Genomic DNA, 18,406 nt, shown 5'->3' with positions numbered 1-18,406 from the left:
TTACTTCCTTATGCGTTAAGTAGTTCATACCACTTATCTAAACTGTAATCATAATTTGGCATCACAGTATTCCAAACCGCAATATTCGAAAAGCGTTTAATATAACTGCCACCATCCCTTATTTCGCCTACTTTAATAGATACTTTTCCATCTGTTCCCTTCAAGTTAGTTGATGCTTCTTGTCCTTCATACCAATAATTCCACTCAGGTTTCGACATAAGCGGTTGGCTACGGCTAGGATTAGAGATGTAATATCCTTGTCTTGCTATGAACGCACCTGGGTAGCCGGATAACCACCAGTTCATATACTCATACGCAGCATCTTTAACATGCCCGTGGGTATTTTTTGATAAACACATGACACCATGCCATGCTCTGTATCCTTCTTTTGGTGAGGCATAGGTTACTGGAATGCCTTGCCCATTTAGCGCACTGACACCTGGTGAGAACATACTCTGAATGGTCACTCGGTTCATTTTCACAAAATCAACAGATTGCGGTACTGACGTCCAAAAGCCTGAAAAATGACCTTGCCGTTTCTTTTCAAATAAAATGGTAAATAATTGGTCAATCTCGTCAATACTCATATTACCTAAATCATTAAACTTCATTAACCCTTTAGCTTGAGCGGCTAAAGCAGCATCAAAGATACCTATTGTTGGTGCATTAACTAATGCAACTTTGCCTTTATTCTTTTCATCTAATAACCATGCCCAAGATTCTGTTTCGTACGGAATACCTTTTTCAATCGCATTCGTGTTATAGCCAAATGAATCGACATTGTGTACATAAGGCATGAAGCTAATTAATTTAGATGGTGTTTCTCCCAAAGAGCCATCAGGCTGTGCATAAAGAAGCTTATTGGGTGAATCGCCTGCACCTAACTTTGCATCAGGTACAATTTTGCCAGTCTTGGAAAGTGGGTTTATTTCATCCCAATAAACGAGTCTATCAACCTCGATTGGCTGAATGGCATTTGCTTGCCAGAGAATATTAATAGAGTCAGACCATTGCTCATACAAATCAAAAGAACTAGGGTCTGCTGCTGCTTTTTGCAAAACGGCGGCACTACCCATCGGTGAAAACTCAATGTTTATACCTAGTTCGCGCATTGCTTTTTGTCTAAGCTCTTCTTGCAACGTAACATGCGTTCCCATCACACGAAGGGTTACTTTGTTCTTTGCAAAAACATAAGGGACTTTAAACGCAAGTGTTGATGCCGCAGCACCAACACCGAGTGTTTTTAGAAAATCTCGACGCTTTTGGGAATGTTCCATTGTATTTCTTGTTAAGTTAAGAGTCTTCAAAGTATAGGCTATGTTTCTGAGGTTTCTACAAAAAGCAGTAAGAAAAGCCTAAATCAATCACAAAAACTAAGCCTAAAACAGTTTCGTCCATCACTTTTAGCTGCATAAAGCGCTTTATCTGCGCAATTAATCAGTTCATCAAAGCTCATCTTATTTTGGTGCTCGTAGATAACTCCACCGATACTGACTGTAGCGCGGCCCCATATAGACTTAACATGCGGGATATTAATCGCCTCAAGCTCTGTTGAAATACGATCACATATGAATTTAACTCCGTCGAAGTCTGTGAATGGTAGTATAATGATAAACTCTTCTCCACCATATCTAATTGCAATATCTTGAGGTCGATGTATAGAGCGCTCAATAACATCAGCAATTATTTTTAGACAAGCATCTCCTTGAGGGTGTCCGTATTGGTCGTTGTATAATTTAAAGAAATCTAGATCAAGCATTAGCAAACTGAACGGTTTCTTCTCTCTTGAAGTTTGTTTAAAAACATTAGCAACTTCAAGATCTAAATAGTGCCGATTAAATAAGCCTGTCAATGAATCTTCATAAGTAAGCTCTATTAGCCTTTCTAGTCGAAGCTTATTCTCTAAGTGATTCTTTGTACGATGTATCAACGTGGATGCTGTAATGGGTTTACCAATAAAATCAGAAGCACCAGCTTCCCAGCATGCATTTTGACACTCTGTATCGTAAGTCGAAGTGATAAAAATTATTGGAATATTTTCGAATGTAGCTTTAGCCTTAAGTCGCCTACAAATATCCAGACCACTTATATCCGGTAAATTAATATCTAGTAAAATCAAATCTGGAATTAAATCTTCACAGGCTTCTAAAACAGCCTGACCAGAAGGGTAAGTGTCAACAGCAAAATATTCTTCTAAAAAAACACCAAGACTTAACCTGACCATCTCATCATCATCAACAATAAATACTTTACACTTTGATAATGGATTTAAACTTAAGGACATAATAATCCTTCAACCTTACTACTTTGTATTAGTTTATCAGCCTTGCCGAAATCCAAAGGCTTGCTCAGTAAATAACCTTGGCCTATTTGACAGCCAAGCTCTTGCAGCCGGTCTTTTTGTTGTAAAGTTTCAATCCCTTCAGCCACAATTTGGAGCTTTAAAGAGTGGGCCAGTTCAATTATTGTAGTTACAATATTGAACGCTTGCTCATCGTTGAGCATATCACGTACAAAAGACTGATCAATTTTTAACACATTTAGTGGAAACAACCTCAAATATGAAAGACTGGAATACCCAGTTCCAAAGTCATCAAGAGCAATACTGACCCCCATACTAGAGATAAGCTTTAATTGACTGACAGTATAATCAAAGTTTTCAATCAAGGCCGATTCTGTCACTTCTAGCTCTAAGTAGCGGCTGGGTAATTGCGTTCTTTCAAGGATCTCGGCGACAGTATCTACAAGTTTAGTGTCTGTAAATTGTTTTGCAGATATATTTACAGAAACTTTAATCGGCAGACCTTTATCAAGCCACGCTTTTGCTGCAATGCAGCTTTTTTCAAGAACTTGTACTCCTAAACGAAAAATAAGCCCCGTTTCTTCTGCATATTCAATAAAGTGAACAGGAGAAATAAAGCCACCTTGCCCATCTTTTAAACGAACTAAGCTTTCTACACCAATCAGTGTGTCAGTGTTTAAATCATATTTAGGTTGATAATGAACGTCGAGATCATCTTCATCTAATGCCTTTCTTAGTTTATTTCCAACCTCAAGACGCCTATTCATTTCAACCTGTAAATCATCACTAAAATAGAAGTAACTATTAGCAGATTCGTTTTTTGCTTTGTACATTGCGGAGTCTGCATGGCGAAGCATTTCTTCTACACTTGATGCATCATCAGGGTACACACTTATGCCTAAACTTGCTGAAAGAACATGCTGCTCACCACCTGACCTGAAAGGCTTACCAATAACATTAAGAACCTGATTAACCAGTGGCTCTAAACTTAAAGAATTAGCCGAGTGAGGAACAACGAGTGCAAATTCATCTCCCCCAACACGTGCGACTGTAATATCGTTACATGCGAATCGATCCAAGCTGTGACCAATATGGGCAATTATCTCATCACCGATATGGTGCCCTAAGGCATCATTAATAAACTTAAACTTATCTAGATCAAGTAACATTAAGCTTAACTTAGTGTCATTAAAAGCAGCCCTAGCGATACCTTGCGTAAGTCTATCGTGAAGTAATATTCGATTTGGTAAAGAGGTTAGCTGGTCATGATGAGATAGGTATGTCATCTGCATCGACATAGCTAAAGCTTCGCTAACATCTTGAAATACCATAACAGCGCCGCATTGGTTAAGGTTTTTATCAAGAATTGGAGCTGCGCTGTCTTCAACTCGATGTTCTATGCCTTGCCTACTGATCAATTGTGTATTTAAAGCCATAGCAACAGGTCTATTTTCTTTTAATGCAACAGATAAAGGATTAATAGACGGTATTTTAGTTGTCGCGTCGCATAACTTCATGACCTCTTCAATATGGCGACCTTTCGCCGCAGTTTGTGACCATCCTGTAAGCCTTTGCGCTACAGGGTTCATGTACACAATATTTGCGTTTTTATCCGTAGAAATAACAGCATCTGCAATCGAATCTATCGTAATTCTCAACTGTTCTTTTTCAGCAAATAGTTCTGCTTGTGTGAGTTGTAATATTTTTTCTTGTGTTCTTATTTTTATATGATTTTCAATACGAATTCTACATAGTCTGAGGTTTAGGGGTTTTGATATAAAGTCTATCGCGCCTAAAGATAATGCTTTTTCTTCTATCGCGGGATCACTGTGAGATGTAATAACAATAGTTCTAATATGTGCCAGAGTTGGCTTTTGCTGTATCACTTCTAAAATTTCAAAACCACTGACTGTAGGCATCTCTAGGTCAAGAATTAAAATGTCTGGTTTAATTTTTTCAATCAGAGGTATAGCTACCGAGCTATTGTTAGAAGTTAAAATATTTCCAATTCCATCTAAAACATGCTCTAGCTGTATGGTATTAATCTCTTCATCATCTATGATAAGAACGCTGCAATTGTCCATTTAGGTTTCCCCTCAATACTTTGTACCCACTAACAATAACTCTAAAACACTAAATTTGCGACACACTTTTTATTAGCCTTAAGATGTTGTTTGTAGATTTTTGAGTAGTTTTTGAGGTTGATTTACTTTGCCCGAAAACAGCAAATTCAGAGCATAATAACAATAATAACATCGCAATTACCTTCAATAATTTATAACTTAAAGCTAAAGAAATTAAAGAAATACGCTGATTTCACAAAGCCTTCTCTCAAAACAGAGCTTTACAGTATTTAGATTAACGCATTTTGGGGCAAAGGCAGCTTGGTGTTGCTACCTATATTAAATTAACAATCCGTTTCTCTAGATATCTTAATTGCATCTTCAATTTCAATTCCGAGATATCTGATGGCTTTATCAATTTTTGTATGGCCAAGCAGTAACTGAACGGCCCTTATATTTTTGGTTCGAGCATACTCCAAAGTCGCTTTGGTTCTTCGCATTGAGTGAGTTCCATATAGATCAGAATCAAGCCCTAACTGCTCAGCCTAACTTCTGATAATAGACCTGTAATATGAATAGCTTATGGGTTGATTAGAGCGACGTAAACTCCGGAAAAAATAATCTTTAGGCTGCAATTTAACTTCTTGAACCCAACGGCTAATACTTTGTTGTGTTCTCGGCGTTATCTCAAATTGAACTTCGATCCCTGTTTTCTTTTGTGTCCATTGCACCCTCTCAAAAACTTGATCTTGGGTAGCGACATCTCGAACTTTTAAAGACAGTAAATCACATGATCTTAATTTACTATCTATAGCCAAATTGAGTAACGCTAATTGCATCAAGTTATTTTGAATTTCGATTCGAGTGCGAATACACCAAATCTCTTCCAGCTTGAAAGGACGTTTCACACCAGTAGCATTGTGATTTAGTTCTGGTTTCATAGTAACCTCCTATTTAAAAGTTATTATGAGGATAGCGAATGTATTACTGATTAGGGTTTGGGCAGTTATGAGTTAGAGTCGACGGGCGGTTCGGTGCCATGAGCAAATTGAAGATCTTTAATGTCTGGAATCAAGATTTGGGTGATGCCAATCATACTCATTGCTAGGTCACAAAAAGTGGATCTCCAAGAAAAGCTCGCATGGATAGTCGCCTGTTTGTTTATTAGTTGGTTTTGTTTACTCTTATTTATGTTGATTGCACCACTTAAGCCTAATCAAAAATAGTAATTTGGTGTTGTTCGCGTGTTAAATTAGGTTTTGATTAATGGCTTTTATAACGGCCTGAGTGCGGTCTTTTACGTCTAATTTGGCAAGAATTTGTGACACATGATTACGAATAGTCCCCTCAGAGTTATCTAATTTTTTGGCAATCACTTTGTTTGGCATACCTAAAGACAAACACTGCAATACGGTTTGTTCTTTGTCCGTTAAGCAGAGCTGAGGGCTTAGTTGCTTTTTGAGTAAAAAATCAGTCACTGCACTTTGCAATACTCGCTCTCCTGCAACGACCTGCTTTATAGCGCTAATGAGTTCTTCAAGTTCAATGTTTTTAAGCACATACCCACGAGCACCTAGATTAAGGGCTTTGACTAAGACATCACAATCTTCAAATGTGGTAATGATCAGTACGGGGGTTTTATCACCCTTTTCACGCATTTTTTGCAGCACGCCGAGCCCATCTAAATTCGGCATTCTCATATCGAGTAAAGCAATGTCAAAACTATGCTCAGCTAATAGTGCAAGCGCTTGTAAGCCATCTTCAGCTTGGGCTTCGATATTAATGGCGCTATCAAGGTTAAGTAAATTAGCGAGGCCTAAACGAACTAAGGTCTGATCTTCAACTAGTAGGCACTTTATCATGGCTTTTTTCTTCTAAATTTAATGGTAATGTCATGGTATTGATCAGTGTTTCTTGCTCAAGGTGTTGTGAAAATTCACCGCCAAATTGTGCCATTCGCTCATTTAGTCCTGCTAATCCGTTCCCTTGTTTTGGTAAATGGGTCTCTGCTTGATTGTGATACGCTTTTGCAACTAACAGCGGCTGTTCGCCAACGAGGGTGACATTTACATGCAAAGTAAAATGGTTTGCTTGGGTATGTTTAAGGGTGTTGCTGATCATCTCTTGGGTAAACCGCAATACACACAGGGCGTAGTCTTGAGGTAGCTGCTCTGTCTCTTTACTTAGTTGGAGATCACAGTGTAAATTAGGTGTCAGTTCGCAAATGGCCTCAAGAGCTTGCTTAAGTATCGTTTTGTCATTGCGTTGAGTGGAAACGATTTCGCGCACCTCAGCCAATACTTCTTGGCTAAGTTGGTGACAAAGAGAGAGGGTTTCAACGGTGGCTTCATTTGCTGCTCTTTTAGCAAAATCTAAATTAATGCTGAGCGCGGTAAGCTTATGGCCGAGTGAGTCATGGAGCTCGCGTGATATGTTTTGTCGCTCTTGCGCTGCATGCATCGCCCCCATCATGTGTTGGGTGGCTTTTAACTCTTTGTAGTTTTGGCGGGATTGGTAATGTGTATTTAAACTTTCGACAATACGCCGGCTAACAAACCAATTCATCAAGCAAAAGAAAAACCAAATTGTAAACGTGATCCAAGGAATGCCATTTTCCCAGCGCGCATAATGCGTTAAACCATACACCAGCATGGCGGCCACAACACAAGCCAGTATCTTAGGAAGCGAAAAATGAGGACTAAAAACCGCGGTAAACATCACTAGGTGGATAAAAACTAAGGATGTTGAACTCAGTTGTATCATTGCCAAAATAAGCAGGAAATAGCCAAGTGCTACGCCGTGAACAAATTTGTTAGGCTGTTTTAACACATACAGCAAAATAGCTAAAATGGAACCACTTACTATGATTTGCAAATATAGCGCTAATTCTGAGTTAGCATAATAGGCACACGCCAATGTCACCCCAAGCCACGATGCCAATGTTGAGAAATGCCAATCGGTTGGATGTCGTATAGTTGATTCCATTACTGTGGCCATATTTTTTTAGCAATTATTGCAGAACTCGCGTTGTAAAAACAGTGACATCTGTCATAGCTCGGGCTATGAGCTTTGTGACTAGTGTCATGAAACCTCATTCATTTATGCTTTATTAATAAAAGTTAGTTGGGCACATTAATGAATAAAGACAGTCGATTACACTACATTGATAATTTACGCAGCCTCGCGCTATTGCTCGGCATCGTATTTCATGCCGCTTTAGCCTACAGTCCGTTCTTTCGCAATATTTGGTTTACGGCAGACCCAAGCACACATGGTCTATTTGATTATATTACGCATACGCTGCACTTATTTCGGATGCCATTATTTTTTATTATTGCAGGGTTTTGCAGTACACTTTTAATAGATAAATCGAGCAACGCGCGCTTTTTACATCATCGCAGTAAACATATTCTACTGCCTTTTATTGTATTTTTACCGTTCAGCTTTGCCGTTTACTACCATGCCTTGAGTTTTGGAGCCGGTATAGCTAATCCAATACCGCCGATTTTTGCTGTGTTTAAAGTTATTAAAGAGCCTGTTGTTAGCACTATGCACTTATGGTTTTTGTGGAACTTATTCCAGTTTTGCTTAATTCACTGGTTGTTGAAAACAACTAACTTATTAGGCAATAAATTCGATGCGCTTAGCGCTCACCCTTTATTTATGTGGGTTGTACTTCCCATCGTGTTAACGTTTTCATTAATGGGGCAATCTATTCCATTTCCTGCTCCAGATAAACTCACGCCACAGTTATGGTCGTATGGTTTTTACGGCAGTTTTTATTGGTTGGGAGTGGGGCTTAATAAAAAACAGCAGCTCATTTGCTCATATCATAAGTACTTATGGCCTCTTATTTTGGGTGTTGCACTATCACTGACTGGTTATTTTTCTTTATTACCAGCCGCGCCAAGCTTAGATGAAGTGATTGCTGCCGCAACTACGGGGTATTTTGCCGCAGCGGGAGAGCTACATGTATTACATGTTTTATCACAAGGACTGAGTGCTATTTTTTTAACCGCCATAACGTTTTTACTTGGGCATCGTTTTTTAAATCACAAAAGTAAGCTCAGTTGCAGCATATCAAATGCATCATATTGGATTTATTTAATACATGTGCCAGTGCTGATTTATATTCAGATGCCATTGATTAATACTAATTTGCCAGTTTTAGTAAAGTTTATAGTTAGCGTGGTGGTTACATTACTTATAGGTCAAATAAGTTATTTATTATTAGTTAAAAATACGTGGTTGGGCGCACTACTTAATGGTAGGCAAACCAAGATAAAGCTAATACAGTCAGCTTAAATGTCGTCACTTGTTAATGACTTAAAGCAGCAAAACTAACACATTAAGAGCCATCAAGAGATACTATTATGCATGCAATAACAATCAAATCGACAATCGCCACTATTCAACAAGGGGCAATCAAAGCCGACGGCAGATTTTGGCTAACCAACACCGATATTCATTTTGCACCGTTTAATGCGCAATTTGGGTTAGGACCTTATATGTTTGCACGGCGTGAAATTGTAAAAGTGAGTAAGTGCTCTGGTAAAGTTGCGGGTATTTTGCCTTATACACATGATGCAATTGAAATCGTATTAAAAGATGGCAATAAATATCAATTCATTGTGTCAAACGCAGATGAATGGATTAAATTACTTACTCATAGCGCATAGCGCAATCGCTGGTAATTCATCAAAATAGTTATTGTTTTAATGTACCTAATAATGCACGATAAAATTATGACGCTATTTTAATTTGGTATTCAGTGAAGTACATGGATTTAAAAAATATGCTTTTGCTTAAGCTCGGATTGGATAAAAAAGCTCATCCACTCATCGTGTTAGGGAAAAAACTATCAAACAACAATAACGCGGTAGTTAAGCCGCTTGAATTATATTGTTTTTCGCCTGATGCGTATTTCGACGATATTAGTGAGTTTGAGAAAGACAATTGTTTTATTGAGTCTTTGGACGATATAACCCCTGTTACCGCATTGGTGAGAGCGCTGAGTAGTGCAAATGCCGTTGTTTGTATTGATAATCGCTCTGAGTCTTTGCTTGTGTTGCCACTATTACAAAAGCTCGTGCCCATTCGTTTTGAAAAAGCCAACGAGGATCAAATCTTGACTTCAGACATCAAAACTTTTGATTGACTGCTTCGCTCAAAGTCGACCTATAGAGTATTTACGTTAACTCATAAAGGGGCATAAACAAGTTACGCTTGAATAACCGCTCAAGACACATATGCGACTGTCAGACTTGATTTAATCACACGAATCTAACCTGAAGATTTATCCTTATGAATCTACTTAATCGACCCTAGGCTAGTGCAGCTTACTTTACTATTGCGAATTCAGGACCTATTAGCATATCTTCAGGATCTAATGCATTTGGGTTATAGGATGAGCTTTTAATCACCTCATAAATAACAATATCTTTAGCATCTTGTTTAAAAGGATTTTTTGATTTTAGTTTTTCCTTATCATTAAAAAAATCAAACTTTTCATAAGCAGTAATAAAATGTTTATTTTCAAGATACTCGTTACAACTCATTGCTAATTTTAAAGCTTCTGATAGTAGGTGTTTGAGAGCTCTATTCTGCCCTCGACATGCAGCAAATAACGCCATTGTGGTATGCCTATTTTCCAGCTTGGGAGGCGTATCAAATGGCATTTTCTTAGCTAACCCCATCAAATATTGGCGAAAGTACTTGCTGTCATTTTTTAGGCTAAAGTATTCAAGTTTTCTTTTTCTAACTAAGCGAGAAGCCCATTGTGGTTCTTCAGCTATTTTTGCAGCCCAAGGCATACCAACCAGTACTATTGGCACTTTGGCTTCTTCACTAACAAACTTTAATGCATTCGCAATTTGTTGCCGCTCTTGTATGCTTTTAAACTCTATTAACTCCTGAAACTCATTAATGATGAGTAACTCAACTTGAGCTTTAATTAAGCTCTCTACAAGCTTTTTAGTAAGGTCTGTTTTGTAGCCTCGCTTTTTAATTTGACTACTTCCAAATAGCTCCAGATCTGCCAGCATTTGGACTAAAGTAGCATCTAAGCCTTTCCCCCTAAATATACGACTTATTAGCACTGGCATAGTGTTTCGGCTATAACTCTGTGTAGCTAGAACTCTTTTTTTGTAGTGATTAATGGTATGGCTTTTTCCAACTCCTGTATCACCAATTAATAGCATACACTGTTGGTCTGTTTGGAATTTACGGTTTAATCTCAGCTCATCAAAGTCATTAAAAATTGTTTTAATTTGCGTGTGCATAACAATGCAATCGCTAAAGTTGTGCGACTGTTCTATCTGTATTTCTGTTAAGGCATTCATTCAAATGCCTCTAAGTCATCATCCCAATCATCAAATAAATCGTTACTTATATTTTTTTGCACAGGGGCTGCACTTTTTTCAGAAACCTTAATAGTGCCCGTTCCTGTATTGCTTACATCAGCTATTTGAGCCTGCTTTTTGACGGCTGTAATTTTTGCTTTAGTTTTTGATTCAATGAAAGCTTCTTGCTCTTGCTTTACTCGCTCATGAATCGCCATACGTGCTTTAGCTAAGCCCAGACTATTTTTAGATTCCCTAATGGTTTCTCTATTAATTTTTTTTATTATTTTATGTTCATAGATGCTTAGCCCATCCGTATAACCGGTAGGATCTGTACAAGGTACCTCTAGGTAGCTTTCAAGCTCTTCTAAGTAAACATAAATTTTTGAAATGTCATCAGGGTCGACTTTAATCAGTTTTTTTACAGTTTCCTTAGTTTGCGGATAATGTTTACGATAATCAGCTAAAGCAGTCGAGTCATACATTAGCTCTTCAAACTTTATACCATTTCTACCTAACGTTCTTGAGTCAGAGATACGCATTAACATAGTAAAACGCGCTTCTTCTTCTTCACTCATAGCTAAAGGAGGATAGACATCATATCCTTGTTGCCACTTATTGATTGGGATATGCGTTTCACGAGAGTCACTATCTTGATGGTATACATCTACAATCCAGCGTTGGAACTCTTCTACAAACGTTGAAAAACGTATAATTGCATCTTTTTCAGGTTTATATTCTTCTTTTTCTAAAATATTTGAGAATGTTTTTCCTGGAAATTCTGGTATTAAATACTGATTTATGACTTTAAAAAAACGCTCTACGACAGGCTTTAGCCAAGGTTTGCGTACAGGGTTATATTGGATATTTATTCCTGCTGACTGACAAGCATACTCTAGATTTTTAGACCAAAATTCAGCACCATTATCTACAACTAAGTTTTCAAACTTACCAAAGCAAGGCCAATTATTTTGTAATTGTATACTCATAGCATCAAGTTTCTTTGGTTTAATAGCATGAGTAATAGCCTTAGCAGCAGATACGTAGGAAGGAGATTTATAACTAAGATGAAAACCAAGGACACAGCCACTAAATACATCAATAAGTAATGTTAGATAAGGTCTTCCAATGGGAATAAGTAACTCATCATCAAGTAGAATTAAATCAAGTGGTGTATGATCAATCTCTACCCGCTCTAATATTCTTGTAGGCGGTACGTGTGCAGCGCAGTAAGCAAACCATTGATCTGCTTTAAATTTACCATGCCTTGCTACAGCCACCGCGTATGGGGGTATTGCTTTAATTCTTTTATTAAAAGCAGTGTAAGATATGATTGGAATTTTGCCTTCAACAATATTCTCATTTTCAATAACAATTAGGTCTTTGTAGTACTTGTATGCTGTTGCAACAGTAGGTCTTTTAGCATCTAAAAATCGTTCTAATGCTTTATCAAAAAATTTATCATCCCCTTTTATACGGTTAGTTCTGTTTCCCATTTTGTGGTTTTTATCAGCAAGGGAGGCAATATCACCGTTGCTGTCAATATACTTTTTACGCCAACGAGCAACAGTCCGCCAATTTGGCCGAACTACGTCACCTCCTTTAAAAAGCTCATCCAAAATAGGATCTAAATTTCGTTGGGTCCAGCCGCGTGAAAGTTTTTTATCTATAGTGCTAATTAGCTTATACCTTTGTAGCGCTTGGTTTTTTAAAGCGTCAGTAAAGGTATCCAGATCACGCTGGGTTAAGTTGGCATCATCTAATTTGACGTACTGTGTGGGCGTTTGTGGTTTTAATGGCGCTAGTGATTCATCAAACTCATTAAAAAAATCTGTCATGGTGTAACCCACAAGGTTGGATTATTAGTTAGATCATCAATACCTAAGTTAGCTTTGATCAATCCCTTACCCATTAGTGCGAATAAATAAGAGCGAGCCTCGCCAATAGGTAAGCCAATCTGGCGGCTTATATCATTTAGCTTAATTGCCCCAGATTTATGAATAAAATTAAGTAACTCTTTTTGAATGCTACTTATACCGAAAACGCCTGAATATCGGTGTAATAGCTTTAAGTTGTTTAATATTGGATTTACCCTAATCTGTCTATCAGTGACTAAAACAAGATCAATTCCCAATTTTAATGATGCAGCTCTTTTGGCAGCAAATTCAGCTCTAAATAGTGGAGAAGCAATTTTAGAATAAGGTTTATATTCGTGGTATTTTTGGGTTTTATTAGTATACGCAATTAGTGCATCGGGTGTGTAAGGTAAGCTTTTACCCATAAACTCATATTTAAAGCCTTCAGGCTGACTCCCAAAACTCTCTATCAAGTCGTTATATTCATGATGAAAACATGCATCAAACTCTAATGTGCTCTCACACATAACTACACTACTAACTTTAGTGCTCGCAAATTTAAATACATTTTTATTTGGGGATGGCTTTCTTAAGTTACGTATATACATAAGTAAATATTTATTTTTATCACTTTAGTACACATACTATACAAATAAAAGATCACTATGTCACACTATGGTTCAATTAATACATAAAAAATTGATTATAATGGAATTTATTTTTAGCATCATTTTCAATAAGGGGGTTTATGACAAAGTATGGTTTAATTATGTCACCGTATGGTTGTATTATGTCAAGGTATGGTTTCAGCGACAATCCTTAAAGCCGATCAGCTAACGTAATAGCAGCCTTTAAACCATGGCCGCTTTTACATAAACGTCAAAACGGTTCTTTTTGGTTTTAATTTGCATGCTTGGCGTTTGATTGTTTAAAAATGGTGCGTAATCGGGGCGCTTAACGACAACGCGCTTACTGGCAAGTGGATAGGCAAACTCAAGCAAGTCATCGGCGTCGTTGTCTGCGCCAACAAGCTCTTGAAATACTCGCATTTCTTTTTTTACTAACGCTGACTTTTCACGGTGTGGGAACATAGGATCTAAATACACGACATCGGGCATGCTCTCGCACTGCTCTAACAATGTGTGGCTTGAGCCAAATATAAGGCTCATATTTTGCTGCATCCAAGAGCCAATCTCTGCATCCTCATACGCGCGTTTTAAGCCATCAAACAATAAAGCCGCTACCACAGGATGGCGCTCGTGCAGTATAACCTTACAGCCAAGTGACGCTAATACAAAGCCGTCTCGGCCAAGGCCTGCCGTTGCGTCTAATACTATTGGTGTTGCACCTTTGTTTAACCCTACCGCTTTTGCGATTGACTGGCCTTTGCCGCCACCAAATTTACGCCTATGAGCAACAGCACCTGTAACAAAGTCAACGTTTATTGCGCCAAGTTTAGGTTCATCGCTTTTTAAAAGGCTCAGCCCTTTATCGTCGTAATGCAGAGTAAAACCGCTGCAACTTTGCGCCCATTGGGCTAAGTTAAAACGCGTTTCTAGCTCATTTAAATATGGGCGACACTCTTTAAAAGCACACTGAATAACCACTACACACTCCGACGAAAAATTTCAGCTGCAGTATAACAAGCGTTAAAGCACTAAAATAGCTCTATATCGCTTTGGTGTGCAAGACTATGTGAGCTGGCCTCTTCTACTTTTGAGCGTAAACTGCACAATAATTCGTTGCGGCTTTCGGTAACTTGTTTAAGTTGATACTTTATAAACGCTAAATCACTATTTGCGGTCACTAATAGCTGCATAGTTTCGTCTAATTGAGACATGTATAAGGTTAAATCAGCAGGGTTTGCCTGTGCTTGTGTTTGTTTAATTGCGCAGTTTAGCTCATGCAACTGCTCTATAAACTGCCGTGTGTAGTCGTTTTGTACAACATTTTGGCTGGTAAGCTGCTTTACTATATCTTGCAAAGCAGTACTAATTTGGGTGGCTTGCTCAAAGCTATTTTCGTTTCTTTCCATAGCAACGACCTTTTCGTTTGTCACCTCAAGAATATGCGGGAATAAATCTTTATAACGGCCGTATAAAGCGCGATTATCTGCAGGCATATTTTTAATTAATAAAGATATTTTGGGGTAGTTAATAATGGTGCTGCTACCAATATCAACAAATCGATTGGCATTACGGTGTTGTTCTAAAAGCTCTTGCTCGAGCGGGCATACACCGCTTTCTAAACTATAAAAAAAGCTCCCCCCTTGATACCAAAACACGATAACAACATCTAAATTAAACGGGCTAAAAAAAGCAAGCAAGTGCTCGCTTAATGACTGAAAGTTATGAGAGTGATAGCTTTGCCCCACAAACCTAACAATACGCCCCATATCACCAGACTCCGCCATGGCCATTGCGGCGGTATTTTGCGCTTTAGCTACGTCAAACTTTAGCTTTTCACATTGCTGGCGATACTCATAAAGCACTTTAATGCGTGCCATTAGCTCTTCGGTGTTGAAGGGTTTTATAATGTAGTCAGATGCCCCTACGCTGTAGCCTTTTACTCTATCGCTAAGTTCCACCTTAGAAGACAAAAACATAACGGGTATATCGTGTGTCGACTCATCTTCTTTTAACGCTTGGCATACTTGGTAGCCAGATTTACCAGGCATTTCTATATCAAGTAAAATAATATCTGGGTTGTACTTTTTGGTCAGCCTAAGTCCTTCTTCACCATCTTTAGCGTGAATAATTTTACAAAAGCCCGCTAAAGCCTCTTCAATAATTCGATGCACATACTTATCGTCATCGATTGCCAGTACCAACTTTGCCATGCCTTAGTCCATTTTGCTGCGTATACACAAAGCATAGTACGGGAGGTTAAAATTACTAAAAACAATTGGCCAATATATTAAAAAACATAAAAAAAGCGCCATATAGGCGCTTTATAAGGTTAAGTAGTTGTTTATGCAGCTATACCACTGTGACGCAGTAAAGCATCTACGTTTGGCTCGCGCCCGCGAAACTTTTTAAATAACGCCATAGGTTCTTCACTGCCGCCTTTTTCTAAAATATTTTCTAAGAAGGCTTTACCTGTTTCGGCGTTAAAAATACCCTCTTCTTCAAATTTAGAAAACGCATCTGCAGAGAGTACCTCTGCCCACTTGTACGAGTAGTAACCGGCGCTGTAACCGCCTGCAAAAATATGACTAAAGCCATGTTGAAAACGGTTAAACTCAGGCGGATTAACCACCGATGTGCGGCTACGCACGTCGTTTAAAATCGCTTGAATTTGACACGCTTGATTTGCCTGGTAGTCGTGGTGGATTCTAAAATCGAACAACGAAAACTCAATCTGACGCAGCATTTGCATGCCAGAATTATAGTTTTTAGCAGCTAGTAGCTTATCAAGTAGCTCTTTTGGTAATGGCTCACCACTTTCAAAGTGGCCTGAAATAAAGCTCAGCGCTTCTTCGTCGTAACACCAGTTTTCTAAAAATTGGCTTGGTAGCTCTACGGCATCCCATGCAACGCCGTTAATACCAGCAACAGGTGCAGCATCTACTTGGGTAAGCATGTGATGTATACCATGGCCAAATTCGTGGAAAAGCGTAGTTACTTCGTCATGTGTAAATAGCGCCGGTTTGTCGCCTACCGCTTTGTTAAAGTTACACACTAAGTACGCCACGGGTGTTTGTAATTCGCCGCTGGCACGCACTTTACGTCCCATACAGTCATCCATCCAGGCTCCGCCACGTTTGCGCTCGCGTGCATATAAATCAAGATAAAAACGACCGCGCAACGTGTTGCTGCTATCAAAAATTTCAAAAAAGCGAACGTCGCTGTGGTAGCTATCAAAGTCGCTTACTTCTTTTACTTTAATACCAAAAAGGCGGTTAACGGTTTCAAATAAACCACTAAGCACTTTATCTGCAGGGAAGTAAGGGCGCAGTACTTCATCTGAAATTGCGTATTTTTCTTGCTTGAGTTTTTCGCTGTAGTAACCAAAATCCCATGCTTGAAGCTCAGATATACCATGTTTTTGCTCTGCATAGGCTTTTAGCTCTGCCACTTCTTGCTCTGCTTGTGGCTTAGACTTAGCGGCTAAGTCTTCTAAAAAGGAGAAAACTTGCGCTGGCGATTCGGCCATTTTAGTTGCTAATGATTTTTCAGCGTAGTTATTAAATCCTAACAACTGCGATAGCTCATGGCGAAGCGCAAGCTCTTCTTCCATTATGGCTGAGTTATCAAATTCCCCCGCATTAGGGCCTTGATCTGAAGCGCGGGTACAAAATGCAGTGTAGGTTTCTTTGCGCAGTTCGCGGTCATCTGCATAGGTCATTACCGGTAAGTAAGACGGAAAATCAAGCGTGAATACCCAGCCATCTAAATCTTTGCTTTTAGCTGTTTCGCTGGCAAGCGCTAACGCCGACTCTGGCAAGCCTGCTAATTGGCTTTCATCGGTAATGTGCTTATGCCATGCAAGCGTTGCATCCATTACGTTGTTGCCAAATTTAGAGGCAAGTTCAGATAAACGCGTACTAATTTCGCCGTAGCGCTTTTGATCGTCTGCTGATAATGCAATGCCTGAAAGTTTAAAATCACGTAGGGCGTTGGTTATTGTTTTTTGCTGCGCAGTGCTCAGAGTTTTAAATTCGTCGCTGTTATAAAGCGTGTTATACGCCTCGTACAAGCCTTGATGCTGCCCTACAAATGTTGAGTACTCAGATATTAGCGGTAAACATTGCTCGTAGGCTTCACGCAGCGCGTCGTTATTCATGACTGAATTGAGGTGCGACACTGGTGAAAACATACGCGAGAGTTTGTCGTCGGCTTCTTCAAGGGGTAATACTAAATCGTTCCATGTAAACGAGCCTTTCGCTAGCACGTCATCTATGGCTTTACGACATTGCTCTATACCGTGCTTTAGTGCCGGTACTACGTACTCAGGCTTTATTTTTGAAAACGGGGGTAAGCCTTCTAGGCCAATTAGTGGGTTGCTCATAAATACTCTCTTTGCGTTAATGCATTACGTTTTAGATTGGGTCTATAAGGTAAAAAAACAACTCAACTGCTTTTAAGTTGTGAAATTTTAATATGGTTGCTCCAAAGCAAAACACAAATAACCCATTAATGAATCAGCCACTTTATAACGCTCGAGCACGGTATCAACTAAATTATTGCTACATACTTGTTTTTGAGTGAGCGGGCTAATGGCTATAAAGTCTTTTCGCTTTAGCTCATCTATCAAGGGGTGCTCTTTATCAAAACCTCTTGGTGGGCGTTTTAGCGACTCTCCTGACATTTCAAAGATAGATTTAAATTGATCTTTATAAATTGCTTTTTTATAGCTGTTTGGGTTTTCATCTATGCAGGTTCTGATTGCGTTAAGCGCCTTTGATTCTGGTCGCCAAATACCAGCCCCTATAAAACATTCGTCATTTGCTAAATGAAAGTAAAAACCAGGGGCGTGCACATCTTTTCCCATAAAATGACGAAATTGAATCCCTACATTAATTTTATATGGGGTTTTATCTTTACTAAAACGCACATCTTTATGGATTCTCATTAAGCTGCCGCCCACTTTTTTATCTGATGCGACAAAATGACTAGAAACCTCAGCAAGCGGTGTTTGCATTTGCCTAATGAAATCTAATGCGGGCTCTCTTACGTATTCTTCATATTGTGATTTATGGTCATTAAACCAGTCTCTATTATTATTTTGATCAAGCTGAGTTAGAAATTCGAATGTTTTTTTACTAAACATAGGTCACCTAAACACTCTTTATTTTTAAAACTTAATGTTATGCTAATGCGCATAAAACTCAACGCCTAAGGA

The 18,406-nt window shown here is 38.7% G+C and carries 15 protein-coding genes and 1 pseudogene; 3 read left to right on the top strand and 13 right to left on the bottom strand.

Annotated features, from left to right (window positions below; all coding sequences use genetic code 11):
• Positions 1–8: 8 nt before the first annotated feature.
• From QUE46_RS01990 to QUE46_RS01965, 6 genes and pseudogenes are all read right to left on the bottom strand, one after another.
• A complete protein-coding gene (locus tag QUE46_RS01990) occupies positions 9–1,277 on the bottom strand; it encodes a PotD/PotF family extracellular solute-binding protein (RefSeq protein WP_286246005.1) in 1,269 nt (422 codons plus the stop codon).
• Positions 1,278–1,360: 83 nt separating this feature from the next.
• Positions 1,361–2,284 carry a diguanylate cyclase gene (locus tag QUE46_RS01985; protein WP_286246004.1) on the bottom strand — a complete coding sequence of 308 codons (924 nt, stop codon included), beginning with the start codon at positions 2,282–2,284 and terminating at the stop codon, positions 1,361–1,363.
• Positions 2,275–4,386, bottom strand: a complete 2,112-nt coding sequence (locus QUE46_RS01980) for an EAL domain-containing protein (RefSeq protein ID WP_286246003.1) — start codon at positions 4,384–4,386, stop codon at positions 2,275–2,277. The genes QUE46_RS01985 and QUE46_RS01980 overlap by 10 nt, the downstream gene beginning before the upstream one ends.
• A gap of 323 nt (positions 4,387–4,709) precedes the next feature.
• Positions 4,710–5,306 (bottom strand): annotated as a pseudogene (locus QUE46_RS01975) (tyrosine-type recombinase/integrase).
• Between the two features lie 306 nt (positions 5,307–5,612).
• Complete coding sequence (locus QUE46_RS01970) at positions 5,613–6,227, bottom strand: response regulator transcription factor (RefSeq protein ID WP_145236016.1); 615 nt, start codon at positions 6,225–6,227, stop codon at positions 5,613–5,615.
• Complete coding sequence (locus QUE46_RS01965) at positions 6,205–7,350, bottom strand: sensor histidine kinase (protein ID WP_286246002.1); 1,146 nt, start codon at positions 7,348–7,350, stop codon at positions 6,205–6,207. The genes QUE46_RS01970 and QUE46_RS01965 overlap by 23 nt, the downstream gene beginning before the upstream one ends.
• Before the next feature lie 150 nt (positions 7,351–7,500).
• Between QUE46_RS01965 and QUE46_RS01960 the strand changes: the two genes are divergently transcribed.
• From QUE46_RS01960 to QUE46_RS01950, 3 genes are all read left to right on the top strand, one after another.
• Positions 7,501–8,670 carry an acyltransferase family protein gene (locus tag QUE46_RS01960; RefSeq protein ID WP_286246001.1) on the top strand — a complete coding sequence of 390 codons (1,170 nt, stop codon included), beginning with the start codon at positions 7,501–7,503 and terminating at the stop codon, positions 8,668–8,670.
• A 68-nt stretch (positions 8,671–8,738) separates the two neighbouring features.
• Positions 8,739–9,044, top strand: coding sequence for a hypothetical protein (locus tag QUE46_RS01955; RefSeq protein ID WP_286246000.1), 306 nt, complete (start codon positions 8,739–8,741; stop codon positions 9,042–9,044).
• 101 nt (positions 9,045–9,145) lie between these two features.
• Positions 9,146–9,523, top strand: coding sequence for a hypothetical protein (locus QUE46_RS01950; protein ID WP_286245999.1), 378 nt, complete (start codon positions 9,146–9,148; stop codon positions 9,521–9,523).
• Positions 9,524–9,704: 181 nt separating this feature from the next.
• Here the strand turns inward: QUE46_RS01950 and QUE46_RS01945 are convergent, their stop codons facing one another.
• The 7 genes from QUE46_RS01945 to QUE46_RS01915 all read right to left on the bottom strand — a co-directional run bounded on the left by QUE46_RS01945 (position 9,705) and on the right by QUE46_RS01915 (position 18,334).
• The gene (locus QUE46_RS01945) at positions 9,705–10,706 is read right to left on the bottom strand and encodes a TniB family NTP-binding protein (RefSeq protein ID WP_286245998.1); all 1,002 of its coding nucleotides are present in this window, start codon (positions 10,704–10,706) and stop codon (positions 9,705–9,707) included.
• Positions 10,703–12,544 (bottom strand): Mu transposase C-terminal domain-containing protein, encoded by a 1,842-nt coding sequence (locus QUE46_RS01940; protein WP_286245997.1) that lies wholly within the window; start codon positions 12,542–12,544, stop codon positions 10,703–10,705. The genes QUE46_RS01945 and QUE46_RS01940 overlap by 4 nt, the downstream gene beginning before the upstream one ends.
• A complete protein-coding gene (locus QUE46_RS01935) occupies positions 12,541–13,170 on the bottom strand; it encodes a TnsA endonuclease N-terminal domain-containing protein (RefSeq protein ID WP_286245996.1) in 630 nt (209 codons plus the stop codon). The genes QUE46_RS01940 and QUE46_RS01935 overlap by 4 nt, the downstream gene beginning before the upstream one ends.
• A 243-nt stretch (positions 13,171–13,413) precedes the next feature.
• Entirely contained in the window at positions 13,414–14,169 is a 756-nt protein-coding gene (locus tag QUE46_RS01930; RefSeq protein WP_286245995.1) for a class I SAM-dependent methyltransferase, read from the bottom strand.
• Between the two features lie 50 nt (positions 14,170–14,219).
• Positions 14,220–15,401 (bottom strand): PleD family two-component system response regulator, encoded by a 1,182-nt coding sequence (locus QUE46_RS01925; RefSeq protein WP_286245994.1) that lies wholly within the window; start codon positions 15,399–15,401, stop codon positions 14,220–14,222.
• A gap of 131 nt (positions 15,402–15,532) precedes the next feature.
• On the bottom strand, positions 15,533–17,572 hold the full coding sequence (gene prlC / locus QUE46_RS01920) for an oligopeptidase A (RefSeq protein WP_286245993.1): 2,040 nt from the start codon (positions 17,570–17,572) through the stop codon (positions 15,533–15,535).
• 87 nt (positions 17,573–17,659) lie between these two features.
• The gene (locus QUE46_RS01915; protein ID WP_286245992.1) at positions 17,660–18,334 is read right to left on the bottom strand and encodes a DUF2461 domain-containing protein; all 675 of its coding nucleotides are present in this window, start codon (positions 18,332–18,334) and stop codon (positions 17,660–17,662) included.
• Between the last annotated feature and the right edge of the window lie 72 nt (positions 18,335–18,406).

Origin of the sequence: Pseudoalteromonas sp. MM1, from assembly GCF_030296835.1 — a bacterium.
Taxonomy (GTDB): Bacteria; Pseudomonadota; Gammaproteobacteria; order Enterobacterales; family Alteromonadaceae; genus Pseudoalteromonas.
The sequence above is the reverse complement of the archived record's forward strand: the minus strand, read 5'-3'. Positions and strand labels throughout refer to the sequence as shown.